Source organism: Timonella senegalensis JC301 (assembly GCF_000312125.1).
Lineage (GTDB): Bacteria > Actinomycetota > Actinomycetes > Actinomycetales > Cellulomonadaceae > Timonella > Timonella senegalensis.
Genome location: NZ_HE978642.1, coordinates 160,144 through 184,459, shown reverse-complemented (window position 1 = coordinate 184,459; position 24,316 = coordinate 160,144). Strand labels below are relative to the sequence as shown.

Here is a 24,316-nt window from a genome sequence, read left to right as displayed (position 1 = left end):
TCACGACGATCGACTCACCACCTGCCTCCACCTCACCCGTGGCGGGTTGCGGCGCGGGGTGTGGTTACGCCGGAACGATGTTGACGAGCTTTGGTGCTCGTACGATCACCTTGCGGACACCGCGGCCGTCAAGGGTGCGCTGCACGCCCGCGTCTGCGAGTGCGAGTGCCTCAAGTTCCGCCTCGGTGGCCGACGGGGAAACCTCGGCCTTTCCGCGGACCTTGCCCTGGACCTGGAAGATGCAGGTGACGGTGTCCTCAACGAGGTACTCGGCTTGTGCCTTCGGGAACTCCTCGTGGACCACGGATTCGGTGTGTCCGAGCTTGGACCACAGCTCCTCGGCGATGTGCGGCGCAACAGGGGCAACCATCTTGACGATGCCCTCTGCGGCCTCGCGTGGCACGCGGTCGAGTGAGGTCAGGTAGTTATTGAGTTCGATGAGTTTGGCAATTGCGGTGTTGACGCGCATGCCTTCCATCTCCTCGGCAACGTCCTGGAATGCGCGGTGCATCTTGCGCTTGGTTTCGAGGTTACCCTCCTCCTCAAGCACGGTGACCTCGCCGGTCTCCTCGTCCAGCACGTTGCGCCACAGGCGCTGCAGGAAGCGCTGTGCGCCGACCACTGCGCGGGTCTCCCATGGGCGGGACAGGTCGAGTGGGCCCATGGACATCTCGTACACGCGGAAGGTGTCGGCGCCGTAGGCGTCATACATCTCGTCCGGGGTCACGATGTTCTTGAGCGACTTGCCCATCTTGCCGTACTCGCGGTTGACTGGCTCGCCGTTCCAGGTGAAGCCGGACTGCTCGTCCCCCTCTACTTCAGCGGCAGGAACGTACTGTCCACGCGAGTCGGTGTACGCGTAAGCCTGGATGTAACCCTGGTTGAAGAGCTTGTGGAAAGGCTCAACCGAGCTGACGTGGCCCAGGTCGAACAGGACCTTGTGCCAGAAGCGCGCGTAGAGCAGGTGCAGGACAGCGTGCTCGACGCCTCCCACGTAGAGGTCCACTCCGCCTGAGGCGCCGGCAGTCTCGTTGTGGTTGGCGCCCATCCAGTAGGTCTCAAGCGCGGGCGCCGCCGGCGCGGTTGCGTCTGCGGAGTTGTTGGTTGGGTCGAGATAGCGCAGGTAGTACCAGCACGAACCGGCCCAGTTGGGCATGGTGTTGGTCTCGCGACGGTACTTCTTGAGGCCATCGCCCAGGTCGAGCTCAACGTAGACCCAGTCGTCGTTGCGGCCCAGTGGCGGCTCCGGCGACGAGTCAGCGTCCTCTGGATCAAATGTGCGAGGCGCAAAGTCGGGGGTGTCTGGGAGTGCGACGGGCAGGGCCGACTCCGGCAGCGCAATCGGCTGGTTTGCCTCGTCGTAGACGATAGGGAAAGGCTCGCCCCAGTAGCGCTGGCGGCTGAACAGCCAGTCGCGCAGTCGGTACGTGGTGGTGCCGGTTCCGGTGCCCTTGGCTTCAAGCCACGCGATCATCGCGGACTTGGCCTCTGCAACGCTCTTGCCGTTGAGGTCGAGCTCGCTGTTGGCCGAGTTAACGATTGCGCCGTCGCCGGTCCACGCCTCATCGCCTGCAAAGCCCTCTGGGGTTGCCACGGTGTAGATGACGTCCAGGTCAAAGGCCTTGGCAAACGCGAAGTCGCGGTCATCCCCGCCGGGAACGGCCATGATCGCACCGGTGCCGTAGCCCATCAGCACGTAGTCGGCGGTGAACACTGGGATCTGGTTGCCGTTGACCGGGTTGGTGGCAAAGATTCCGGTGAATACACCGGTTTTGTCCTTGGCACCGACCTGGCGCTCCACGGCGGTCTTTCCGGCTGCAGCTGCCTGGTACTCGGAGACTGCCTCGGCTGGGGTCGCGTGACCGCCGGTCCACGCCTCTCGGGTGCCTTCTGGCCACTCGGCTGGCACGTGGGACTCGAGGATCGAGTGCTCTGGGGCAACAACCATGAAGGTCGCGCCGAACAGGGTGTCTGGGCGGGTGGTGAAGACGGTGAGGTCCTCACCGGCCGCGGTGAAGGTCACGTGGGCACCCTCGGAGCGTCCAACCCAGTTGCGCTGCATCGACTTGACCTTCTCCGGCCAGTCAATGACCTCGAGGTCGTCGGTCAGGCGGTCGGCGTAGGCAGTGATGCGCATGTTCCACTGGCTCATAGCGCGCTGGAACACAGGGAAGTTTCCGCGCTCGGAGCGTCCCTCAGCGGTGACTTCCTCGTTGGCCAGGACGGTACCCAGGCCCGGGCACCAGTTCACTGGCGACTGCGAAACGTAAGCAAGGCGGTAGGAGTTGAGCACCTCGCGCTGCTGTACAAGGCTCAGCTCAGCCCAGGAGGAGCCGGCTGCAACGCCGTCAACCTCTGGGACCTCGCGCGTTCCCGCCGCAAACTCAGCCTCGAGTTCAGCAATCGGCCGGGCACGACCCTTGGAACCGAATGGGTTGGTGGCCTCAGTGTCATACCAGGAGTTGAAGATCTGCAGGAAGATCCACTGCGTCCAGCGCACGTAGTCAATGTCGGTGGTGGCAAACGAGCGGCGCGAATCATGGGCGAGGCCCATGCGACGCAGCTGGCGCTTCATGTTCGCAATGTTGTTCTCGGTGGCCACGCGTGGGTGCTGCCCCGTGGCGATAGCGAACTGCTCGGTAGGCAGACCGAACGCGTCAAAGCCCATCGCGTGCAGGACGTTATCGCCCTGCATCGAGCGGTAACGTCCAATAACGTCAGTTGCGATGTAGCCGAGTGGGTGGCCTACGTGCAGACCGGCGCCCGATGGGAACGGGAACATGTCCATGACAAAGTAGGACGGGCTCTTGGGGTCCGCATACTCGCCCTTGCCGTTTGGAAGCCCACCCTCAGGGTCGGCAGCGAAGTACGTTCCGCGCTCCTCCCATAGGTCCTGCCAACGCAGTTCGATCTCGGACGCGAGCGCGGCGTTGTAACGGAAGGCTGGCTCACCGGTGCCGTGCGCGGCGCCGGTGGCGTTTGGCAATGATTGGGCTGGAGTATTCACGCGTCCAAGTTTACATTCGCGGGCAAGTTCGCCGGACCTTATTTCATGTGACAAAACGCTTGATCAGGCCCACGCTGAAGATGATTATCGACGATTGAGCCGGCCACCAGCCCACGGTGACGTGGTGCTGGTGGCCGGCTCAATCGTCGAAAAGCGTTTAGTTGTAGCGGATGTGGTTCAGGATTGCGTCACCCATTCCAAGGCCAATCCACACAATCACCAGCAGGTAGAAGAGCGGGAGAATCATGTGCTTGTTGCGCATGAGGAAAGTGCGCGTCTTCTCGGAGGCAGGCAGGAACCGCTCTTGGGCGAGGTAGACCAGCTGGTACCAGAACAGCGGGAACATCATCGCCCACACCACCATGCAGTAGGGGCACAGGCGCTGTAGCACGTGGATCGAGGTGAAGATCAGGAACACGATCATGGCGAGGCCAAGGGTCGTGCCGATGAACAGCGCAATCATGAACCACTTGGGGTACTTAGCGCCGGCAAGAATAGAGACCCCGACGGTCACGACCACGGCAAACGCGGCCACTCCGATGTACGGGTTGGGGAAGCCAAAGATGGCGCCTTGGGCTGAGGCCATCGCGTCGGAACAGTCTAGGAAGATGTTGATCGCGCAACTCGCAACGCGGTCAGGGTTGATGAGCTTGAGGTACTTCTCAATGGACAGCGCCATCGATGCGATGAACGCGACGCCGCCAAGGATAGTCAGGAGCAGACCCAGAGTGCGGTCGCTGATGCGGCGGGAGGCTTCTAGTTCCTCCGAGAAATCGAACTCTTGGTCAATGTCGTTCGGGCTCGTGTCGTTCACGGCCGTCTCCTCGCGGGTGTGAGTTGGCGCTGGATGAATCTAGTACTGCGGGCACGCATTTCCCCTCGCGTCCCCGCCTGCACACATTATGTGCTTTTTCTGGACACTACCTGATGGGCCGCCAAATTGTGCGTCTCAAAGTCAAGATCCCGGATCATGGAGTCCACCCCGGAGCCATGGCTACTCGGTCGGTGCCGATTCAATGAGTGCCTCGAGGTCCCGCGGCTTCTTCCTTGGGAGGAAAGCTAGTACGAGGACAAAGCCGAGGACCGTGAGCCCGAGCCCCAGCCACGCGAGCGAGCGGTAGCCAAACTCCCACGCGATGAACAAGCCGCCGAGGAACGCACCGTTCGCGTTGGCGGTGTTGAGCGCAGAGTGGCAGAGAGCCGCGCCGAGCGACGGCGCCTTGGGGCTCAGGTCCATGAGGAGACCCTGGAGCGGTAGCGCGAGGAGCTGGGAGGTGAAGCCGATGGCAAACAGTGCGCACAGGATCAGCGGAATGTTCGATCCAACCACGCCGAGGAACACGAGCGAGACCGAGGTGGTGATGAAGCCCGTGATCACGGTGCGGACCACGTTGATATCCATGAGCCGGCCGGCAAAGAACGTCCCGGCGGTCATGCCAAGACCAAACAGGGCAAGAACGAACGGCACCGAGGACTCCGCCATGCCAGCCTCAAACATCACGAGCGGCTTGACGTATGAGTACACCGCAAACATGCCGCCAAACCCGATCGCCGCGGCGAGGAACATTGCCCACAGCCGGCCGTTCTTCAGAGCGGCAAGCTCCGAGCGCGGGTTCGCGCCCGGCTCTGGAGCCACCTTGGGCAGCAGGGCGATCAAGGCCGTAAGCGCCACAAACCCGAGCACGCCCACGATCACAAAGGCTGCTTGCCAGCCAAGGTGGGTTCCCACCCAGGAGGACAGCGGCACGCCCACCACGTTTGCAATGGTCAAACCGCCGAGCATCATCGAGATGGCGTGGCCACGCTTGGCCTGGCCCACCACAGCGGTGCCAACGACTGCGCCAACGCCAAAGAACACGCCATGCGGCAGTCCGGCGATGAAACGCCCGAGGATGAGGACCTCCATGCTGGGCGCGAGCGCAGACATCAGGTTGGCTACGGCGTAGGCACCCATAAGCCACGCCACGAGGGTGCTCCGGGACATGCGCGCGGTGAGGACCGCGATGACTGGCGCTCCTACCACCACACCGAGGGCGTACGCGGTGATCGCGTGGCCGGCGGTGGGAATGGAGACACCGAGGCCGTCCGCAATGTTGGTCAGGATGCCCATCGTGGCGAACTCTGTGGTGCCGATGGTAAATCCGCCGAGTGCGAGCGCGGCGAGTGCTAGGTTCTGCTTACGTGGGGGTGTTTGGGCTGGTGAGCCTGCTTGTGTCACTTGTTGGTAGCTACAATCCACACTGCGTCTGCGGCGAGCATGCCGAGCGTCAGGGTTCGAGTTTCTTGGGGCTGGTGGACGGGCGACCATTCGAGTTCGATAACGCCCACGGCGTCATTGCGCTTAACAATGTGCACGTGAGCGTCGAGGCCAAACTCCAGGTCGGCAAAGTACCTCAGAACCTGAGGGTCTTCGTCCGAGATTCGGCTGACCGTCCCGGTGGTCCCCTCCTCCATGACGGCGAGCGTGTATGCGTCCGGCGAATCTAGGGAGAGGTCCCTTGCCGGAATCGGGTCTCCGTGCGGGTCCCTCGTGGGGTGGCCTAGGCGCGCGTCGATGCGGTCGACCAGAAGATCGGAGACGGCATGCTCGAGGACCTCTGCCTCGTCATGCACTTCGTCCCACGTGTACCCAAGTTCGTTCACTAGGAAGGTCTCGAGCAGGCGATGGCGACGAACCATGCCGAGCGCGCAGCGCCTTCCCTCCTCCGTGAGCGAGATCGCCCCGTATCGGGGATGGTCGAGGAGTCCCTGGCTCACGAGCCTGCGCACGGTTTCAGACACCGTGGACGTGCCCACGCCCAAGCGCTCGGCGAGGTCCTTGGTGGTGACGGGTTCGTTGGACCACTCCTGGAGGCTCCAGACCACCTTGATGTAGTCCTCGGCTACTGCTGTCAGTTGCGGGGTGCTCACAGATCTCCCTTGTGATCCTTGGTCTTCGCGCTGTTGTCAGCGCTCGATTCATTATCCGTGGTCTGGCTGCTGCTCGGGTCCGGGGTGGGCGTTCCCGATTGTTCGTCGGTCGGCTCGTTGGTTGGCTCGTCGCGCGGTTGCTCGCTCGAGGGGCGGGTCATGAGCGTGCGGCTGGCGTCTGGCCCCTCGTAGATCACCCGGTTGCCATCCTCGGGTGCGGGGAATCGCGTGCGCGCACCCACGGTTGCGGTGCCCTGCGGGGTGATCGCGATGATCTGCAAGTCCACGATCCGGCGAGTCCCCGGGTCAAATCGGAACACGGTCATCTCGGCTGTTCCCTTGAGTGGGCCGATCGTCACGTTGCCCTCGATTGCGCCAGCTGAGGACGAGTTCACGTACCTCACGCCCTCCCCCTCATAGAGGGGCCCGATACGCTTGTGGAAGTGCCCGGACAACTGGACGGGGACACATCCGGATGCCATGACGGGCGTACCCACAGCAGGCGTATGGATGGCCAGAATGTCTGCGTCTGCGCCGGGCTCACACGCCACGGACGCGAGCCGGGCGCCCCTGTCCGCGTAGTTTTCCTCGCCCACCAGAGTGGATCCCTGGCCGATGCGGGTCGCGCGGGGGTCCGAGTCCCCAAGGAATCGAACGCCCGCGACCTCCACGACCTTGCCGTCCAGCACCACTACCCCGGCGTCGCGCGCCTGCTTGGACGTGAGGGACGAATCGTGGTTCCCGTCGGACTGAACCATCACCGCGCCATGTGGCAGAGCCTTGGCAAAGGACTGCACGCAGAACCGCTCAATATCGGTCCCGTTGATCGTGGTGTCCCCGGTGTTTACCACGATCTTGGCACCAACCTCCTGGGCAGCGCTCTTGATCAAGGGAGCCATGCCCACGTTACAGTGCAGGTCAGAGACCTGCAGGATGGTGATGAGGTCCTCCTCCGGGGTCTGATTCTCCTGCGCCGCCTGCAAGACAGTGCTGGCCTGGGCGCGGAACGGAATGGACTTCTCATCTCCGGCCTCGGTGATTTGCTTCCGCGCCGCAAACGCGTCCCGCAGTGCCGCATCCGCACCGGCGTAGAAGTTCTGGTTCTTCTCGTACACACCGATGAGCTCGCTGCCGTACGTGTCAATGACACCTGCCAGGCGACCCGTGATCCGAGCATCCTCCAGCGGCGTCCCAGCAAGCACCGCAGTGGTTCGACCCGGCTCGGCCTCCGTGCGTTGGCGGGACTGCGTCACCGTGATCGTCATGACGGTGGCACCCAAAACTAGGTAGGCGGCAACCGCGGTCCACGTCTTGCGTGACAGCCTGTAGGCCAGTTCCCTCCGCCGCGTGTAGCCAACGAGCCAAGCACCTCCCGCAATGGTTAAGCCAACCACCGCCGCACAAAGCAGTGCGCGCTGAATCGCGTTTGCAACGAGCAGCTCGGCGGCGAGGTTGAGCGTCTCCTGTGGCGCTGCAAAGAACTGGAGGTACATGCTGAGGTCCTGCTGTAGGGCACCCAACGTCTCACTCGCGTCTAGCGCAGTCAGGTTTGCTGGGATCTCCCCCAGTGTTGCCCGCGCCCCCAGGAACGCGGGAAGCGTGGAGTCCAACTCCAGCGAGCCAAGCGGCCCAACGTCTAGCGTGAACGTGGAATCAACCGTGACCTCGTAGTGGGCGTTGTGCGGCCCAAAGTTGGAGTCCGCCCGCGCCGTCACCACCCCAAAGATTGCGGAACCAAGCAACACCCCAAGGAGAACGAGCATGTAGCGCACCACTCGAGGAGGCGCAGTTTTGTCTCCGGGGAATCGTGCCCATCGGCTCAGCCTCGCCCAGCCCTCGCGCAGGCGCTCCGAGAGGGCATTCCGGCGCGCAGCAGTCAGCCCGATCCGGTCAAGCAGTGATACGGGTGCGCCAGCGTGTGGGGATGGTGTGCTCTGTTGTGACATCGCGCGGAAGGTTCCTTGATGGGGAGGTTCTGGCCTCTAGTCTCTCACTTTTGTGGCCTTCGCCCGGGGAACCGCCCGCACTTCAGGACGCACCGAACTCCCTGGACAAAAATGTGGCGTTAGCCTCATTTCCTGTAAACCGCAAGGGACCTCGGTCACAGCCAAGTGAAAAAAATCACCTTGGCAATCTCGCTCGCTGACGCGGGATTATCATCAATCCCGTGGCATACGCAAAAACAACAGGTGAACCAGACTTCGACGTCGTACTGATCGGCGGCGGCATCATGAGCGTTACCCTCGGTGCCCTTCTGCATCAGTTGGAGCCAAACTGGAAGATCCGTCTGTACGAGCGACTGAGCGATGTAGCTCTGGAGAGCTCGAACCCATGGAACAACGCAGGGACCGGACACGCGGCCCTCTGCGAACTCAACTACACCCCGGAAATGGCTGATGGTTCGATCAACATCGCCAAGGCCGTTTCCATCAACGACCAGTACCAGCTCTCCCGCGAGTTCTGGGACCACCTGGTCGCGCAGGGCAACCTCGATGCCGAGGGCACCTTCCTCTCCGAAACCCCTCACATGACCTTTGTGTCCGGGGAAGAGAACGTCGATTACCTTCGCCGTCGGTGGGAAAAGCTCCGCGCAAATTCACGCTTTGAAAACCTCGAGTTCTCCTCCAACCCGGAGGTCATCAGCAAGTGGGCTCCGCTCCTCACCCAGGAGCGCTTTGGCGATGAACCCATCGCAGCAACCCGCGCGGCTGGTGGAACCGACGTTAACTTTGGGCGACTCACCGTCAACCTCGCCTCACACCTCAAGGACTCGGGCGTTGACATCCTGACCGGGCGCCAAGTTTCTAACCTGAAACAGCGCAAGGACGGGATCTGGAACGTGACCGTGCGCGACAAGCGCTGGAACGCTCCTCGAAAGGCTGAGAAGGTTTCGGCCCGCTTTGTGTTTGTGGGCGCGGGCGGCGGCGCACTGCCTCTCCTGCAGAAGTCCGGCATCCCAGAGATCAAGGGCTATGGCGGATTCCCCATCTCGGGCCAGTTCATGCGCACCACCAACCCCGAGATCGTGGCTCAGCACAACGCCAAGGTGTACGGAAAGGCCTCGGTTGGTTCGCCTCCGATGTCCGTTCCTCACCTCGACACGCGCGTGGTTGATGGCGAGACTTCGCTCCTGTTCGGCCCCTACGCCGGGTTCTCCACCAAGTTCCTGAAGTCCGGATCCCTGCTCGACCTGTTTGGCACCATCAAGCCAAACAACATCCTGACCATGCTTTCCGTGGCCAAGGACAACTGGGACCTGACCCGCTACCTCATCACGGAGGTCACCAAGTCGGACCTGCGCAAGTTCCGCTCCCTCAAAGAGTTCATGCCCACGGCTGACCCTAAGGACTGGGAGTTCATCACCGCCGGTCAGCGCGTCCAGGTCATGAAGACCAAGCCGGGCTCACGTGGCGGCATGCTTGAGTTCGGAACCGAGCTCGTGTCCTCCGCCGACGGCACGATCGCGGGTCTACTGGGCGCCTCCCCCGGCGCATCAACCGCGGTGGCCGCCATGGTCTCGCTCTTGGAGAAGTGCTTCCCGGACGAGTTCCTGCTCTGGGAGAACGACCTCAACCGGATGATGCCGTCGCTCGGCACCCCGGACCTGGTGGCAAGCGCCCCCAAAACGCGCGAAGAGTTCTGACGCATAAAACGTCACGGTGAGGCTCGTTGAACTACCTTCCACGGAATTAGTTCAACGAGCCTCACATATTTTCCTTGCGGCCTGCTTAGACTGGCCGCATGGAAACTCGCACATCATCTCGACTCCCCTTTGACCTGTCCGTTGTGGGGCAGGGTTGCTGGCAGCTCGGCGCGGACTGGGGTTCGGTCTCCGAATCCGACGCAATGACCGTCCTGCACTCCGCACTTGAGGCCGGGGTCACCTTCTTTGACACCGCGGACGTCTATGGCGACGGCCGCTCCGAAAAGCTCGTTGGCGCACTGCTGCGCGAGCACAGCGACAAGAACATCACAGTGTTCACCAAGATGGGCCGCCGCGCCAACCCGTTTGAGGCCGCGCAGTTCACGCTCGACAACTACCGCGCGTGGACGGACCGCTCCCGCGAAAACCTGGGCGTGGACACCCTGGACCTGGTCCAACTCCACTGCCCACCCACCTCCGTGTACTTCGACTCCGCCACCTATGACACCCTGGACACTCTCGTCCAGGAGAAGCGCATTGCCGCCTACGGCGTGTCCGTGGAACCAGTGGCCGAGGGCCTCGAGGCCATCTCCCACCCGGGCGTCGCCTCGGTTCAGATCATCCTGAACGCCTTCCGCCAGAAGCCACTGGAGGAGTTCCTCCCGGCTGCTCGCGAGGCCGGCGTGGCCGTAATCGCGCGTGTTCCACTCGCCTCCGGCCTCCTGTCCGGCCGGTACACCAAGGACACAACGTTCGCGGCCGACGACCACCGCACCTTCAACCGTCACGGTGAGTCGTTTGACGTGGGCGAGACGTTTGCCGGAGTTCCGTTCGAGGAGGGCGTCGAGGCTGCGGCCGAGTTCTCCCAGATCGTCGCGGACGAGGGCACGGGAGCTACCCCTGCCCAGCGCGCCCTGCGTTGGATCATCGACCAGCCAGGCGTCACCACCGTCATCCCGGGCGCCCGCAACGCCGAGCAGGCAGCGGCCAACGCGGCCGCGGGCACCCAGCCCGCGCTGTCCGCACAGGCCGCGGAGCGCGTGAACGCGCTCTACGCGGATTCCATTAAGGCACACGTCCACGGGCGCTGGTAACCGCTTCACGACGATCGACTCCCGTCCCGTAGAACCCTCACCAACCAGCCCACTCGGGTAGGGAAAAGGTGCTGGGACCGGCTCTATCGTCGATAATCAAACGCCGAGATCCTAGATACAACGGTGAGTTCCTCGCACACAGCCAGGGACTCACCGCCACAACTAGGATCTCGGCGTGAACCCTACTCAATCCAGGCGGCTCCCAAGGAGCCGTCTGGATTCTGTATGTGCGGCCCCATAGGGCCGTATGGAAAGCGTTAGGACGCTAACAGTTCCGGACCACGGCGTTGTGAGATGGAATGTCCGCAGATGCGGGCACGTACTGCGTCTTAGGAGCTGATCATGCTTGACGGCCTGGCTGTTGGCCTCGCGCTGCTGACCTTCCTTGTGGTGCACCTCGTACTCAAGGGATGTGAGAAGCTGTGATCTTTTTGAATGTGCTCGCGCTCGTGATGGGCGCCGGGGCACTCGTGTATCTCGTGTACGCACTGGTGAAGCCGGAGCGATTCTCGTGAACACCCTCTTTGTTATCCAGTTCATCCTCCTGATCGCTGCCCTGGGCGCCTGCTACAAGCCGCTCGGCGACTACATGGGCCGGACGTTTGCGACGGAACGCGACATCGCCCCGGAGCGCTGGCTGTACCGGTGGCTACGGGTCGATCCGCGCTCCGCCCAAACCTGGCAGTCCTACGCGCGCTCGGTGCTGGCGTTCTCGGTAGTCGGCCTCGTGCTGCTCTACCTCATCCAGCGGCTGCAGGCATTCCTGCCCTTTGCGGGTGGCCACAAGGGCGTGGAACCGTTCCTCGCCTTCAACACGGCCGCGTCCTTTGCTACCAACACCAACTGGCAGAACTACTCGCCCGAGCAGACCCTCGGGCACAGCGTCCAAATGTTTGGTCTCACGGTCCAGAACTTTGTGTCGGGGGCAACGGGCCTCGCCGTGGCAATCGCTCTGGTGCGCGGGTTCGCGTACGTCAAGCGGGGCACGATAGGAAACTTCTGGGTGGACGCCACCCGTGCGATCTTCCGCATCCTGCTGCCACTGGCCGTGGTGAGCGCGCTCGTCCTGCTTGCCGGCGGAGTCATCCAGAACCTCGTGGGGCACACTGACGTCACCACCATCGCTGGTGGCACACAGTCCATCCCCGGCGGACCAGTGGCAAGCCAGGAAGCAATCAAGCTCCTGGGCACCAACGGCGGCGGATTCTTCAACGCAAACTCCGCCCACCCGTTTGAAAACCCCAACGCGTGGACCAACATCTTTGAAGTCTTCCTCATGCTCCTGATCCCGTTTTCCCTCCCCCGTACCTTCGGCTGGATGGTTGGCAACCACAAGCAGGGCTACACCATCCTCGGCGTCATGGGCACACTGTTCGCCGGCTCGCTCGCTCTCATGTCGTGGTTTGAAATGCGCGGGGCAGGGGCGGCAACCCAGCTCGCCGGGACCGCACTCGAGGGCAAGGAACTCGCCTTTGGGGTGCTCGGCTCCACGCTGTTCGGCACCGCGTCCACCTCGACCTCAACGGGTGCGGTCAACATGATGCACGATTCCATGACTCCGCAGGGCGGACTCATGGCGATGATCAACATGATGTTGGGCGAGATCTCGCCCGGCGGAGTGGGCACAGGTCTGTACGGCCTACTGATCCTGGCCGTGATCACCGTGTTCATCGCCGGACTGCTCGTGGGGCGAACCCCCGAGTACCTGGGTAAGAAGATCGGCCCCCTGCAGATGAAGCTCGCAAGCCTCTACGTGCTGGTCACGCCCACACTCGTGCTCGCCGGAACGGCCCTGTCCTTTGCCCTGCCCTGGGCCCGCGAATCAGTAACCGGGACGTCCATCCTCAACACCGGCCCGCACGGCCTGTCCGAGGTGCTGTACGCGTTCACCTCGGCGGCCAACAACAATGGCTCCGCGTTCGCCGGTCTCACGGGCAACACGCCGTGGCTCAACGCGAGCCTCGGGGTTGTCATGATCCTCGGCAGGTTCATTCCGATCGTGCTCGCACTCGCGCTCGCGGGATCACTGTCCGCGCAGACACGCGTGCCTTCAACGTCGGGAACGCTACCCACCACCAGCCCACTGTACGCCGGAATGCTCATGAGCGTGGCCATCCTAGTCTCCGCTCTCACCTACTTCCCCGCCCTCACCCTTGGCCCGTTGGCAGAAGGAATGCACTAGCCATGTCCACATCAGCTACTCCATCCACGTCTGAATCGTCGGCTGCCACTGCGGCAGCAGCCGCCTCGGCCACATCGGCCACATCGGCCACGGGTGCAAGCAACCTCTTTGCGTCCGACACCCTGAAGACCGGCGCCAAGGACGCCCTGCGCAAGTTCGACCCCCGCGTGATGTGGAAGAACCCCGTCATGTTCGTGGTCGAGATCGGCGCGGTGCTGACCACCCTTCTGGCCATCGTCGAGCTGTCCAAGGGGTCCGCCCAGGACTCTGGCGGATCACCCATTCCGCTCGCGTTCTCGCTGGTCATTTCTATCTGGCTGTGGTTGACCGTGTACTTTGCTAACTTCTCGGAGGCGCTCGCGGAGGGGCGAGGCAAGGCGCAGGCCCAGACCCTGCGCAAGACCCGCACCACTACTCCGGCCCGTCTGATCAGCGAGACCCGCACCTACACGCCGGGCCTCGCGGTCCCCGAACACCTACACGTAACCATGGAGGCGTCCGCAGATCTGCGCGTGGGCGACTTTGTGGAGGTGCGGGCCGGTGAGATCGTCCCCGGCGACGGCGAGATCCGGTGGGGTCTGGCCTCGGTGGACGAGTCCGCGATCACCGGGGAGTCCGCTCCCGTTGTCCGCGAGGCCGGGACCGACCACTCCGCCGTGACTGGCGGTACACGTGTCCTGTCCGACCGCCTCATCGTGGAGATCACGGCCCAGCCCGGGCAGACGTTTGTGGACAAAATGATCAAGCTCGTCGAGGGGGCAAACCGCCAGCGCACCCCCAACGAGATCGCGCTCTCCATCCTGTTGGCGAGCTTGTCCCTCATCTTTGTCACCGTGGTTCTCACGATCAACCCAATCGCGTCATGGTCGGGCGGAACCGTGTCCTTGGCTGTTCTGGTGGCCCTTCTGGTCTGCCTGATCCCCACCACGATCGGTGCTCTGCTGTCCGCGATCGGCATCGCGGGCATGGACCGGCTGGTCCAGCACAACGTGCTGGCCAAATCCGGCCGCGCGGTCGAGGCCGCCGGCGATATCACCACGATCATCCTGGATAAGACAGGCACCATCACGTACGGTAACCGCCGCGCCCACGAGATTACGCCCATGCCTGGAGTGCTTTACGACGATCTTGCTCGCGCTTGCGTGGCCTCCTCCTTGGCAGATCCAACACCTGAGGGCAAGTCCATTCTGGACTTGCTGCCGGACTTCCAGTCCGACGTGGCTCCTCGGCCTGAGTGGATTGTTCCGTTCTCGGCCCAGACCCGAATGTCGGGCATGGACTACCCGGACGGCGGTCGGCTGCGTAAGGGTGCGTCGAGTTCGGTTTTGGCGTGGCTGGGCGAGAATGGGTGGCTGGGTTCCGATGCAACCCGCAAGGCGCTGACCACCGAGGTGGACAGGATCGCGGGGCTCGGCGGCACACCTCTCGTGGTCGCGGAGGTCTCGGCCACGGGCGTGGCCCGGGCGCTCGGCACGATCCACCTCAAGGACATAGTGAAGGAGGGCCTGCGCGATAGGTTCGCCGAGTTGAGGTCGATGGGCATTCGCACAATCATGGTCACGGGCGACAACAGGCTCACCGCATCGGCTATTGCTCGCGAGGCAGGCGTGGACGATTACCTTGCCGAGGCAACCCCCGAGGACAAGTTCGAGTTCATCAAGAAGGAGCAGGCCAGTGGCAAGCTCGTTGCGATGACCGGCGATGGCACGAACGACGCCCCCGCACTGGCCCAGGCCGACGTGGGAGTCGCTATGAACTCGGGGACGTCCGCGGCCAAGGAGGCCGGCAACATGGTGGACCTTGACTCCGACCCCACCAAGCTCTTGGACGTCATCCGCATTGGAAAGCAACTGCTCATCACGCGCGGTTCGCTGACCACGTTCTCCATTGCGAACGACGTGGCCAAGTACTTTGCAATCATCCCCGCGATGTTCGTGGGCGTGTTCCCAGGGCTTGAGGCGCTCAACATCATGCACCTGCACTCCCCTGCTTCCGCCGTGCTGTCCGCGGTGATCTTCAACGCCATCATCATCATCGCACTGATCCCCGTGGCGCTGCGAGGCGTCCCCTACAAGCCACGCACCGCGAGCAAGATCCTGTCCCACAACCTGCTGATCTACGGTCTCGGCGGCCTGATCGCGCCCTTCCTAGGCATCAAGCTGATCGACCTGCTGATCTCCCTCATCCCTGGCTTCTAGGCCATCCTGGTTTCTTGGAGGAACACATGCTTCAGTCCAAATCGTTCGGCTACCTTGGGGTGGCGCTGCGGGCGATGATCGCGTTTACAGTTCTTCTCGGTGTGGCGTATCCGTTTGCCATCATGGGCGCTGCGCGGATTTTCCCCGACCAGGCCACCGGCTCACTGGTGACCGATTCCGAGGGCGACGTGCGCGGGTCAACCCTCATCGGCCAGTCGTTCAGTGATGCCCAGGGAAAGCCAATAGCCAAATATTTCCAGCCACGGCCCTCTGCCGCAGGGAACGGGTACGACGCCATGAGCTCGGGCGGCTCCAACCTCGGCCCCAACTCCCCGGTGCTGCTCAAGCAGATTGCGCAGCGCCGCGCCGAAGTGGCCACGTTCAACACGGTCCCCGAGTCTCGCGTGCCGGCCGATGCGGTGACGGCCTCGGGATCGGGGCTGGACCCGCTGATCTCGTCCCAGTACGCCTCGATTCAGGTTGAGCGCGTGGCAAAGGCCCGCGGCCTGACCACCGCCGAGATTGAGGCTGAGGTGCTCAAGGCAGAAGTCGACGCCATGCCCTGGCGCTCGGAAGAACCACTCGTCAACGTGGTGCTTCTCAACCTGCACCTGGATGAACTAAACGCGGCATCCGCAAACTAGGATCAAATCACACAGTGACTGTACTCGGACAGGATGACAGATGAAGGGCCGACTCAGGGTCTTCCTAGGCGCCGCTCCAGGCGTGGGCAAGACATTTGCAATGTTGGAGGAAGCACAGCGACTCAAGGACGAGGGCAATGATGTGGTCGTTGCCCTCGTGGAGAGCCACGGTCGACCCGCAACCGCGGCACTCGTGGAGGGCCTCGAGGTCATCGCACGCATCCAAAAAGATCACTCCGGACTGACACTTGAGGAACTCAACGTTGACGCGGTAATCGAGCGTGCGCCCACCTACGCTGTAGTGGACGAGTTGGCCCACACCAACGCAAGGGGCTCCGCCAACCCCAAGAGGTGGCAGGACATCGACGTTCTCCTCGAGGCTGGAATCAACGTGCTGACCACGGTCAACGTACAGCACGTGGCCTCGCTCAACGACGTGGTCGAGGAGATCACGGGAATCGTCCAGCAAGAGACGGTCCCCGACTCCGTGTTGCGCGCAGCTAACCAGATCGAGCTCGTGGACCTGGCCCCGGCCGCTCTACGTGACCGGTTGGCCGAGGGAAACGTCTACCCCGCAGAACGCATCGACGCAGCGCTGTCCAACTATTTCAGACTGGGAAACCTCACCGCGCTCCGCGAACTCGCGCTCCTGTGGCTCGCGGACGAGGTGGACTCTGCGCTCAACGACTACCGCCACGCGCACTCGATCGAGGGACGCTGGGAGGCCCGCGAGCGCGTGGTCGTCGCACTTACCGGCGGCCCCGAGGGTGAGACCCTGCTGCGCCGAGGCGCCCGCATCGCCGCCCGCTCGGCGGGAGGAGAACTCCATGCAGTCCACGTCAACCAGAACGACGGTCTGGCACGGACAAACGCCGCCGAACTCGCGGCACTGCGGGCGCTCGTAGACACGCTCGGCGGGACGTACCACCAGGTTGTGGGGAACGACATTCCCACCGCGCTGGTGGAGTTTGCACAGGGCATCAACGCGACCCAGCTGGTCATTGGCCTGACACGCAAGACCCGGTTGCAATCAATCGTGTCCGGGCCAGGCATCGGACACGCAATCATCGCGGCTGCCGGCGGGATCGACGTGCACATCGTCAACCACGCCGCTGCGGGGATGAAGCCCTCGCGGAGGCGGCGACGTCAGGTGCTCACGCCGCGGCGCCTGGCGTGGGGCTTTGTGGTTGCACTGCTCATGGGTCCTGCACTCACCGCGCTGCTCGTGTCCCTGCGGAGCTCTGAATCGATCATCGGCGATGTCCTGTCGTATCAGCTCCTCGTGATCATCGTGGCGCTCATCGGAGGGCGTTGGCCAGCACTGTTTGCCGCAGTCATGTCGGGGCTGTCGCTGGACTACTTCTTCATCGACCCGATCCATACGGTGTCCATCGGCCATCCACTGCACGCGATGGCGCTGGTCCTCTACGTTGTGAACGCGCTCCTGGTCTCGCTCGTGGTGGACCTCGCGGCGCGCCGACTGCAGGCCGCACGCCGGGCTAGCGAGGATTCCGAACTACTCGCAAACATTGCGGGCTCGGTCTTCCGCGGGGACGACGCGCTGACCGCCCTAGTCAACCAAACGCGCGAGGCCTTTGGCCTCGACTCAGTCGAACTAGAACGCAACGGCCACCTTGTGGTGTCATCCCCAGCCATATCGTCGTCAAGCAGTTCCCACACGCCGTCAGGCGAGCCGCTCAGTGCTGTCGTGGAACGCGTCAACGTGGGCGACGAGTCCGAGCTGATCCTGCGGGGCGACTCACTCGCCGCGTCCCAGCAGCGCATGCTCGCGGCCGTGGTGGTCCAGCTGGAGGCGGTCCTCGAACACCAGGAACTCGAGCAGGCGGCCCAGACTGTGGAGCCACTCGAACGCAACGATCAGGTCCGCTCCGCGCTGCTGTCCGCGGTCAGCCACGACCTGCGACGGCCGCTGGCCGCCGCAGTGGCCGCGGTGACGTCGCTGCGCTCGCAGGACGTGAGGTGGGACGAGGACGACCGCGAGGAGTTGCTGACCACTGCGGAGGAATCACTCAAGACCCTCACCAACCTGGTGACCAATCTGCTCGATGCAACGAGGCTGCAGGCTGGCGTGCTGGCGGTATCGCTGTCCCAGGTGGACAGCGAGGAGGTGATCGTATCGGCGTTGGACGAGCTCCGGCTCGGACCCGACAGCGTCTCGCTGGACCTGTCGGAGACGCTCCCACCGGTGATTGCGGACAAGGGCCTCCTGCAAAGAGCGGTGGCGAACGTGCTGGCCAATGCCCATAGGTTCTCCCCAGCCGACTACCCCGTACGAATCTCCACAAGCGAGTTGCGCGGGACCGTCGAAATCCGGGTGATCGACCACGGCCCCGGCATTTCGAGCCAGGAGCGGCCCGACGTGTTCGTCCCGTTCCAGCGCCTCGGCGACACCGACAACACGACCGGCCTTGGGTTGGGGCTCGCGCTGTCGCGCGGCTTCATGGAGGGGATGGGCGGGTCGCTGGTGCTGGAAGACACCCCAGGTGGCGGCGTTACGATGGTGCTCGCGCTGCACGCGGCACCTACCGGCCCTGGCCGGGCCGGGGAACTACTGTAAGACTCAAACCGTGGGAGGTGACCAATGAAAGTCCTTATTGCCGACGATGACCCTCAGATCCTGCGCGCGCTGCGGATCACGCTCATAGCGCGTGGGTATGACGTGATCTTTGCGCGCGATGGCGCAGAGGCGATCAACAAGGCGATCGAGCACAAGCCCGACCTGTACGTCATCGACCTCGGCATGCCCCGGTTGGATGGAATCGAGGTCATCACGGCGGTTCGCGGCTGGACTTCCTCCCCCATTTTGGTGGTCTCCGGCCGCACGGATTCGTCCGACAAGGTTGAGGCATTGGACGCGGGAGCCGACGACTACGTGACCAAGCCGTTTGCCGTGGACGAACTGCTAGCCCGGCTTCGCGCGCTCTCGCGGCGTATTACCGGAGACGCTCCTGCCACCGGTCCCGTGCTAGATCTCGGGCACCTCGTGGTTGACCTGTCGGCCAAGGTCATTACGCGGTCGGACTCGCCTGGCGCAACCGGCTCGGCAGACTCACCCGGCTCACCCGGCGCGCACGTGCAGACGGTGCGGCTTACTCCGACCGAGTGGAAGATGCTGGAAATCCTTATCAGAAACCAGGGGCGCCTGGTCACTCGGCAGACCTTGCTCTCAGAGATTTGGGGCACTGACCGGGCAACCGACTCAGGCTACCTGCGCCTCTACATGTCCCAACTGCGCAAGAAACTCGAGCTCGATCCCGCGCATCCCGTCTTCCTCCTCACCGAGGCCGGGATGGGCTACCGATTCACTCATGGCAGCTGAACGATCAAGTCCTCACCGCGAGATTGCAGTTCGGGGACCGAGATATGCCGGCGGCCCTACAATCTCGGACCCCCACCTGCAATCTCGGCATGACATGCTCTGGCAGTAGGCCCTACTTCACACAGTCAAGACGTCATCATCGTTCATAGGAGAGCCCGTGCGTCCAGCCTCAGCGTTTGGTATGGCAGTAGTGATCAGCGGAGTTACACTTTTGTCCGGATGCTCCTCTGCACCCAGTTGCGGGGACGGATACGAGGAGCCTGCTGAGGCTATTTTGATGCTCGTGACCGCTGCCCGAATGGACGCACCCGAGTGGGCTTGTGCCTCCCTGCCCAAGGGCTCGAGCAAGGAGCAGGTTGCGTCCGAGGTCGCCTCCTACAGCGACTTCGCGGCTCTCTCCGACAGTACGAGAGCCGAAGAGGTGGACCAGATGGGTCGATCGCACCTGCTCAAGGTGACTGTCGGAGACCAGAGCCGCGAGGTCGAAGTAGTTTCGCAGTCCGTGGGCCGCTGGTTCTGGCGCAAGGACGTCTACCACGTGGTGCCCACCACCTATGAACTAGAGAGTGGTTCGACTCCGTCGCCGAGCACAACAGTGGACTAGATGGGCACCCGTCAGCGGAGGCGTCGACTCCCGTCCCGTAGACCATTCACCAACCAGCCCACTGCAGTTGGTGGATGGGGCTGGGACCTGCGCTATCGTCGATAATCAAACGCCGAGGTCCTAGATACAACGGTGAGTACCTAGCACACAGCTATGAACTCACCGTCACAACTAGGATCTCGGCGAGAACCCTACTCAATCCAGGCGGCTCCCAAGGAGCCGTCTGGATTCTGTATGTGTGGCTCTGTAGGGCCGTGTGGACAGCGTTACGCGGTTACGGCATCCACTTTTCCAACGGGTCGCACACGGGATAGTTCACGGCTTCTCCGTCGACGCACTGGAAATCCACAAGCGCGCGTTGGCCAATGGGTTCTTTCAACGTCACCGTGGCGGGGACCTGGTTGTTTCCTTGGCAGTTCGCTGCCGCACTTGGAGTTCGTGCGACATCCACACGGATGACGATCCTGTCGTTCTCATAGCTCACTGTGGGTTTCAAGATCTCGCCGGTCACGCCGCTGGCACATTCGAGGCGCGTAACCAAAATGTCCACGGAGGTGCTGGACGCTGAGACCTCCCCAGGATTGGCCAGTTCCCACATCCCTGCCTCTCCACGTCCGTTCGTCTGTCGCCCCACGATAAAGATGGTGACAAGCGCGGCCGCGATGACCACCAGTAGGGCGGATACCGCCAGAAGGGAGCGTCTCTTGGTGCGCATTGTCGGTCCTCTGGTGCAGTCTTGGGATTCGTACTGGTCGCGATACGAATGTGCTGATGTTGTGAGTGTGTCACCAGGACGACCAGACTTACCGCTCGACGCGGCTTAAGTCTCCGTATGGTTGGTTCCAAGACAGTGCCTTTATTTAGTCTGCCGCCCCTGAGGTTCACAGGAGAACTCATGCGTAGATCGACCAGATGGGCCGCGGATACATCTTCGAGGTGAGCGTGGGCGATCAGATCCGTGAGGTTCAGGTAGTCTCCGAGGGAGTTGGGCGCTGGATCCGGCGCAAGGACGTCTACCGGGTTGTTCCGACCCCGTTCGATTAAGACTAGGAAAGAGAAGCCACGTGAGTCACTCCAAGAGCCGCTCTGGAACCAAGCGGACACGAGAGCCGCACGTCCTCTTTGCGGGTGCGCTGTGGGGTGCAAGCAGCCTACTCATCGCAATCGCAGTCGTGCTGGTAGTTGTTGGGTTAGCGTTGAAGCCTGCGAGCTGGCCATTTACCGTAGCCTTCTACCCGCTCGCCCTTGCTGCAGCGGCACTGCTCACCCTATTGATCACTACACTTCCGCGCGAGGAAGCGTACGAATGGAACGCGGACTTCACCGCGTTTCCTGGTGTGATTCGTTGGCCACTCGCGGTTGGCGCCTGGATTGGCCACGGCGTTGTAATCGCCGTAGACCTCGTGTCCGTTTTCAGCCCGTCCTCTAGCACCGCACTGCTGAGTGCGAGTTCACGGGCAAGCGTGTCGGTACTCGCAGTTCTTGGTGCCATCGCGAGTGTGTTTACTCTCCAGGCAACTCCGGTAAAGATCGCGCTCTTTGTTGCCTGGGGCCTTATCGTGCTCATCTCAGTAGTGAGAGGCATCTACGGTTTCATCCGCGAGGCAACAAGCCGCTAAGCCTCAGCGGTTGAGCTTGCCGCCCGATTCCCGCAGGTAGCATTTGGCACACAGCGACTCGTAGGTGACCTCGACGCCGTCGATGGCGACCTGAGCGCCGTCAAAAATGAACTTTCCGTCAGCCCTGCGCGCGTTGAACACAGCCTTGCGTCCGCAACGACAAATGGTCTTGAGCTCTTCGAGCGAGTGTGCGATCTCGAGCAGTCGGCGCGATCCTGGGAAAGCGGCCGTTTGGAAGTCCGTGCGCAGGCCGTAACAGATCACAGGGATGTCATCGAGAACGGCCACCCGCAAGAGGTCGTTGACGTGGGTTTCAGAAAGAAACTGAGCCTCGTCCACCAGCAAGCACGACACGTCCTTGCCAGTCTCCTCTTGCACGCGCGCGCGGTGCTGCTGAAACGCGTCGTACGCGCTCTCATCCTCGCCGATCAGGTAGTCAACGTCGTGGTTCACGCCGAGTCGGGAGATAATCGCCCGCCCAGCCTTGGAGTCAATACCAGGCTTGGCCAGAAGAACAATGTGTCCGCGTTCCTCGTAGTTGTGCGCTGCCTGAAGAAGCGAGGTACTCTTTCCGCTGTTCATCGCTCCGTAGCGGAAGTACAACTTAGCCAAGGTGGGGTTCTCCCTGTGTGAATGCCTGCTGGGGTCGCTTTATGTTAGCCGCGCTCTCCCCAAGTTCTGCGGAGGTCGCGGTGTGAGAATCGCGGATGCGGATCAGTCTGTGTTGAGCGGCTTGGGTGCATGAAGGTCGTAGTGGATGCCGAGCATTCGGATTGCAAATCCGATGGCTGCTGCGACAACAACCCATGGGACGAGGTGAAGGTTGGCCGAGACCACGATCGCGGTGAGCGCTGCGGTGACGGCAGCAGGGATCGCATAGAGCTCAGTATGGAGCACGGCAGGTATCCGCTGGATCATGATGTCTCGGAGTGTTCCACCACCGGCTGCTGTGATGATGCCGAGGATGATTGACTGCGTTGCGCCCAGCCCGAACTCGAGCCCCTTGAGCGTCCCCGTCACCGCGAACAGTGACATTCCCACTGCGTCGAGCATATTGATGGTCTTGGCAAGCTTCTCTAGCCGCCGCCCGAGGAAGAATGCGATCAGGGATCCTATGGCGGCAGTGAGCAGGTAGCGCCAGTCCTGGAAGGTGGTGGGTGGCAGGTCATCGATCAAGATGTCCCTGATGAACCCACCGCCAAGAGCGGTGACCATGCCGAGTGTCAGAACACCCACGATGTCGACTCGCGCGTACTTGATAGCCGTCATCGCCCCGTTGATTGCGAACGCAAAAGTTCCTACGAGGTCAAGAATGAGCAGCGCGATAACGCCTGAATCCATATGCACATGTTTACTCGAATCTGCCCCCTTGGAGCAAAGCGGCACGCATTGCTCGCCGCGATCCGAACTAAGGTGGACTCATGACGCTTTACATCAACGATGACGCCACCGTGTGGGTGCGCCGTCCGCAAGAGTCCGGTCCGCTGGTTGTCCTCATGCACGGAATGGGCTCCAACGAAGACGATCTTGCCGGGCTCGCCCCGTTCCTCCCCCAGGAGTATGGAGTGGTTTCGCTTCGAGCTCCCCTTGGATTTATGGGCGGGTACGCCTGGTTCCATCCCACCCAGACCCCCGCTCACCCGGACCCAGCGCAGGTCCAAGACGCCGCCGAGGCGGTGTTGGCGTGGCTCGATGTCAACGTTGCTCCGACCACTCCTGTGGCTTTGATGGGCTTTTCTCAGGGTGGCGCTATGGTGTCGCAGTTGCTGCGTTCCCGCCCTGAGCGGTTCATTGCTGGTGTGATGATGTCCGGTTTTGTCAGCGCCACCGCGCTGCCAACTGACGATGCGTTCAAGGCTGCTCAACTGCCGATCTTCATTGGCCGCGGCGACGTGGACCCGGTGATCCCAATGGACAGCTTCGAGTTCGCTTCCGACTGGCTACACGAACGTTCGCTGTTGACCGAGGTCGTCTACAACGGAATGGCTCACGGCATCTGCGAACCGGAAATGACCAACATTGCGCACTTCTTGGAGTACGCAATCAGCGACGATAATGATCGGTTCGCTGCGTTCCTCTCGTCCCAGCGGAACTAGTTTCGTCTGACGGCAACTGGCCGGCGCCCGTCCCGGGTGCCGGCCCTTTCTTCGTCTTGAGCGCTCAGAGAGGCCGTTGGTCTCCCGTAGAGCCGCCGTGCACGTTGGTGCCCAAGCTTTCCATGAAGACAGGCCCGGTAGTGCCAAGTTCGACCCCGTAGTCCTGCGCCCACTGGGAGAAGGGTGCAACCGCAAGCGACTCGTTGGCAAAGCGCCGATCTTCTGTGACCTCAGAAACGCAGAAGCTAGGAATCCGCAGGTCCGTGACGGGTCCCCCGCGCTCGACCTCCGCAACGATCAGTGGAAAGTTGCTGGCACCGAAGACGTCGATAACCCACCCGTCAGAGTCGAGCCATACCGAATAGCGGTTCTTGATGATCCGGTTGTCGCCGCGTTCGAGGAGGTTGAGGCCCATGCTGATGTCGAGTTCGCGTTCCGCCTCGTACCGGGTCCCCGCGTTCATTGGCCCCTTGACTGTGATTGCACAGAAATCGAAGTCGGCGGCGTGCGTGCGGAGCACCGCGTCAATGTCCTCGTGACCGCTGTGCTCAAGCCGCACTCCCTGCGCCGATGCGCGCACGCGGATGGCATAGCCGTCCTTGGACAGGAAGTAGTTCTGCACGATGAGGGTCGGAGTCGGGTCGTCCAGTGCCACGACTGGGAGTTCCTCAAGATAGAACCGACGCTCAAACTCGAAGTCGCCGTATCCGGTCTCGCTCATGATCGCCTCCGCCTGTGCTGTCCCCGCGGATTCGTCCAACGCTGGACGTGTGGGTTTGGCACCAGTCTAGTGCCCCGAGCAGGAAAAATGAGGAGGGCTAGGCCCACGAAAGGAGAAGTGCCAAGCCAAGCAAGATCGTCGAGAATCAGTTTGCGACCGAGCCCAATCAGATCCCCCTCCCATCGAACGGATGATTATTGATCCGTTCGATGAAGAAGGAAGGCCGTGACCGAGGCCGCCCCGAGCATGACAGGGGCG

At 62.5% G+C, this 24,316-nt stretch carries 21 protein-coding genes; 12 read left to right on the top strand and 9 right to left on the bottom strand.

The features are described 5' to 3' along the window. Positions 1–64 precede the first annotated feature (64 nt). The 5 genes from leuS to HGSM_RS05340 all read right to left on the bottom strand — a co-directional run bounded on the left by leuS (position 65) and on the right by HGSM_RS05340 (position 7,863). Positions 65–3,007 (bottom strand): leucine--tRNA ligase, encoded by a 2,943-nt coding sequence (leuS, locus tag HGSM_RS05360; RefSeq protein ID WP_081581348.1) that lies wholly within the window; start codon positions 3,005–3,007, stop codon positions 65–67. 157 nt (positions 3,008–3,164) lie between these two features. Further along, a complete protein-coding gene (locus HGSM_RS05355) occupies positions 3,165–3,821 on the bottom strand; it encodes a vitamin K epoxide reductase family protein (protein WP_019147722.1) in 657 nt (218 codons plus the stop codon). Between the two features lie 180 nt (positions 3,822–4,001). Next, positions 4,002–5,225 carry an MFS transporter gene (locus HGSM_RS05350; RefSeq protein WP_019147721.1) on the bottom strand — a complete coding sequence of 408 codons (1,224 nt, stop codon included), beginning with the start codon at positions 5,223–5,225 and terminating at the stop codon, positions 4,002–4,004. Continuing rightward, positions 5,222–5,917 (bottom strand): metal-dependent transcriptional regulator, encoded by a 696-nt coding sequence (locus HGSM_RS05345; protein ID WP_019147720.1) that lies wholly within the window; start codon positions 5,915–5,917, stop codon positions 5,222–5,224. The genes HGSM_RS05350 and HGSM_RS05345 overlap by 4 nt, the downstream gene beginning before the upstream one ends. Beyond that, entirely contained in the window at positions 5,914–7,863 is a 1,950-nt protein-coding gene (locus HGSM_RS05340; RefSeq protein ID WP_019147719.1) for a hypothetical protein, read from the bottom strand. The genes HGSM_RS05345 and HGSM_RS05340 overlap by 4 nt, the downstream gene beginning before the upstream one ends. A 221-nt stretch (positions 7,864–8,084) precedes the next feature. Here HGSM_RS05340 and mqo point away from each other — a divergent pair, with 221 nt between their 5' ends. The 9 genes from mqo (at position 8,085) to HGSM_RS05300 (ending at position 19,622) form a co-directional block, all read left to right on the top strand. Next, positions 8,085–9,560 (top strand): malate dehydrogenase (quinone), encoded by a 1,476-nt coding sequence (gene mqo / locus HGSM_RS05335; protein ID WP_019147718.1) that lies wholly within the window; start codon positions 8,085–8,087, stop codon positions 9,558–9,560. A 98-nt stretch (positions 9,561–9,658) separates the two neighbouring features. Then, on the top strand, positions 9,659–10,654 hold the full coding sequence (locus HGSM_RS05330) for an aldo/keto reductase (protein ID WP_019147717.1): 996 nt from the start codon (positions 9,659–9,661) through the stop codon (positions 10,652–10,654). A 422-nt stretch (positions 10,655–11,076) separates the two neighbouring features. Further along, the gene (gene kdpF, locus HGSM_RS14075) at positions 11,077–11,169 is read left to right on the top strand and encodes a K(+)-transporting ATPase subunit F (protein WP_019147716.1); all 93 of its coding nucleotides are present in this window, start codon (positions 11,077–11,079) and stop codon (positions 11,167–11,169) included. Beyond that, a complete protein-coding gene (gene kdpA, locus HGSM_RS05325) occupies positions 11,166–12,836 on the top strand; it encodes a potassium-transporting ATPase subunit KdpA (protein ID WP_019147715.1) in 1,671 nt (556 codons plus the stop codon). The genes kdpF and kdpA overlap by 4 nt, the downstream gene beginning before the upstream one ends. Positions 12,837–12,838: 2 nt before the next feature. Continuing rightward, positions 12,839–15,034, top strand: coding sequence for a potassium-transporting ATPase subunit KdpB (gene kdpB / locus HGSM_RS05320; protein ID WP_019147714.1), 2,196 nt, complete (start codon positions 12,839–12,841; stop codon positions 15,032–15,034). Positions 15,035–15,060: 26 nt separating this feature from the next. Then, positions 15,061–15,678, top strand: coding sequence for a K(+)-transporting ATPase subunit C (gene kdpC, locus HGSM_RS05315; RefSeq protein WP_019147713.1), 618 nt, complete (start codon positions 15,061–15,063; stop codon positions 15,676–15,678). A gap of 40 nt (positions 15,679–15,718) precedes the next feature. After that, a complete protein-coding gene (locus tag HGSM_RS05310; protein WP_019147712.1) occupies positions 15,719–18,256 on the top strand; it encodes an ATP-binding protein in 2,538 nt (845 codons plus the stop codon). 24 nt (positions 18,257–18,280) lie between these two features. After that, a complete protein-coding gene (locus tag HGSM_RS05305; RefSeq protein ID WP_019147711.1) occupies positions 18,281–19,018 on the top strand; it encodes a response regulator in 738 nt (245 codons plus the stop codon). A gap of 157 nt (positions 19,019–19,175) precedes the next feature. After that, complete coding sequence (locus HGSM_RS05300) at positions 19,176–19,622, top strand: hypothetical protein (protein ID WP_040594674.1); 447 nt, start codon at positions 19,176–19,178, stop codon at positions 19,620–19,622. A gap of 274 nt (positions 19,623–19,896) precedes the next feature. Here the strand turns inward: HGSM_RS05300 and HGSM_RS05295 are convergent, their stop codons facing one another. Continuing rightward, positions 19,897–20,337, bottom strand: coding sequence for a hypothetical protein (locus HGSM_RS05295; RefSeq protein ID WP_019147709.1), 441 nt, complete (start codon positions 20,335–20,337; stop codon positions 19,897–19,899). 197 nt (positions 20,338–20,534) lie between these two features. Between HGSM_RS05295 and HGSM_RS14940 the strand changes: the two genes are divergently transcribed. Both HGSM_RS14940 and HGSM_RS05290 read left to right on the top strand, forming a co-directional pair. Beyond that, entirely contained in the window at positions 20,535–20,666 is a 132-nt protein-coding gene (locus HGSM_RS14940) for a hypothetical protein (RefSeq protein ID WP_019147708.1), read from the top strand. A 20-nt stretch (positions 20,667–20,686) separates the two neighbouring features. Continuing rightward, entirely contained in the window at positions 20,687–21,241 is a 555-nt protein-coding gene (locus HGSM_RS05290) for a hypothetical protein (RefSeq protein WP_019147707.1), read from the top strand. A gap of 3 nt (positions 21,242–21,244) precedes the next feature. On the opposite strand, the gene HGSM_RS05285 is transcribed toward HGSM_RS05290, so the two are convergent. Next, positions 21,245–21,853, bottom strand: coding sequence for a thymidine kinase (locus tag HGSM_RS05285; protein ID WP_019147706.1), 609 nt, complete (start codon positions 21,851–21,853; stop codon positions 21,245–21,247). 102 nt (positions 21,854–21,955) lie between these two features. After that, positions 21,956–22,582 carry a trimeric intracellular cation channel family protein gene (locus tag HGSM_RS05280; RefSeq protein WP_019147705.1) on the bottom strand — a complete coding sequence of 209 codons (627 nt, stop codon included), beginning with the start codon at positions 22,580–22,582 and terminating at the stop codon, positions 21,956–21,958. 80 nt (positions 22,583–22,662) lie between these two features. Between HGSM_RS05280 and HGSM_RS05275 the strand changes: the two genes are divergently transcribed. Beyond that, entirely contained in the window at positions 22,663–23,337 is a 675-nt protein-coding gene (locus HGSM_RS05275) for an alpha/beta hydrolase (RefSeq protein WP_019147704.1), read from the top strand. A 64-nt stretch (positions 23,338–23,401) separates the two neighbouring features. Here the strand turns inward: HGSM_RS05275 and HGSM_RS05270 are convergent, their stop codons facing one another. Next, a complete protein-coding gene (locus HGSM_RS05270) occupies positions 23,402–24,058 on the bottom strand; it encodes a CYTH domain-containing protein (protein ID WP_019147703.1) in 657 nt (218 codons plus the stop codon). Positions 24,059–24,316: the final 258 nt, after the last annotated feature.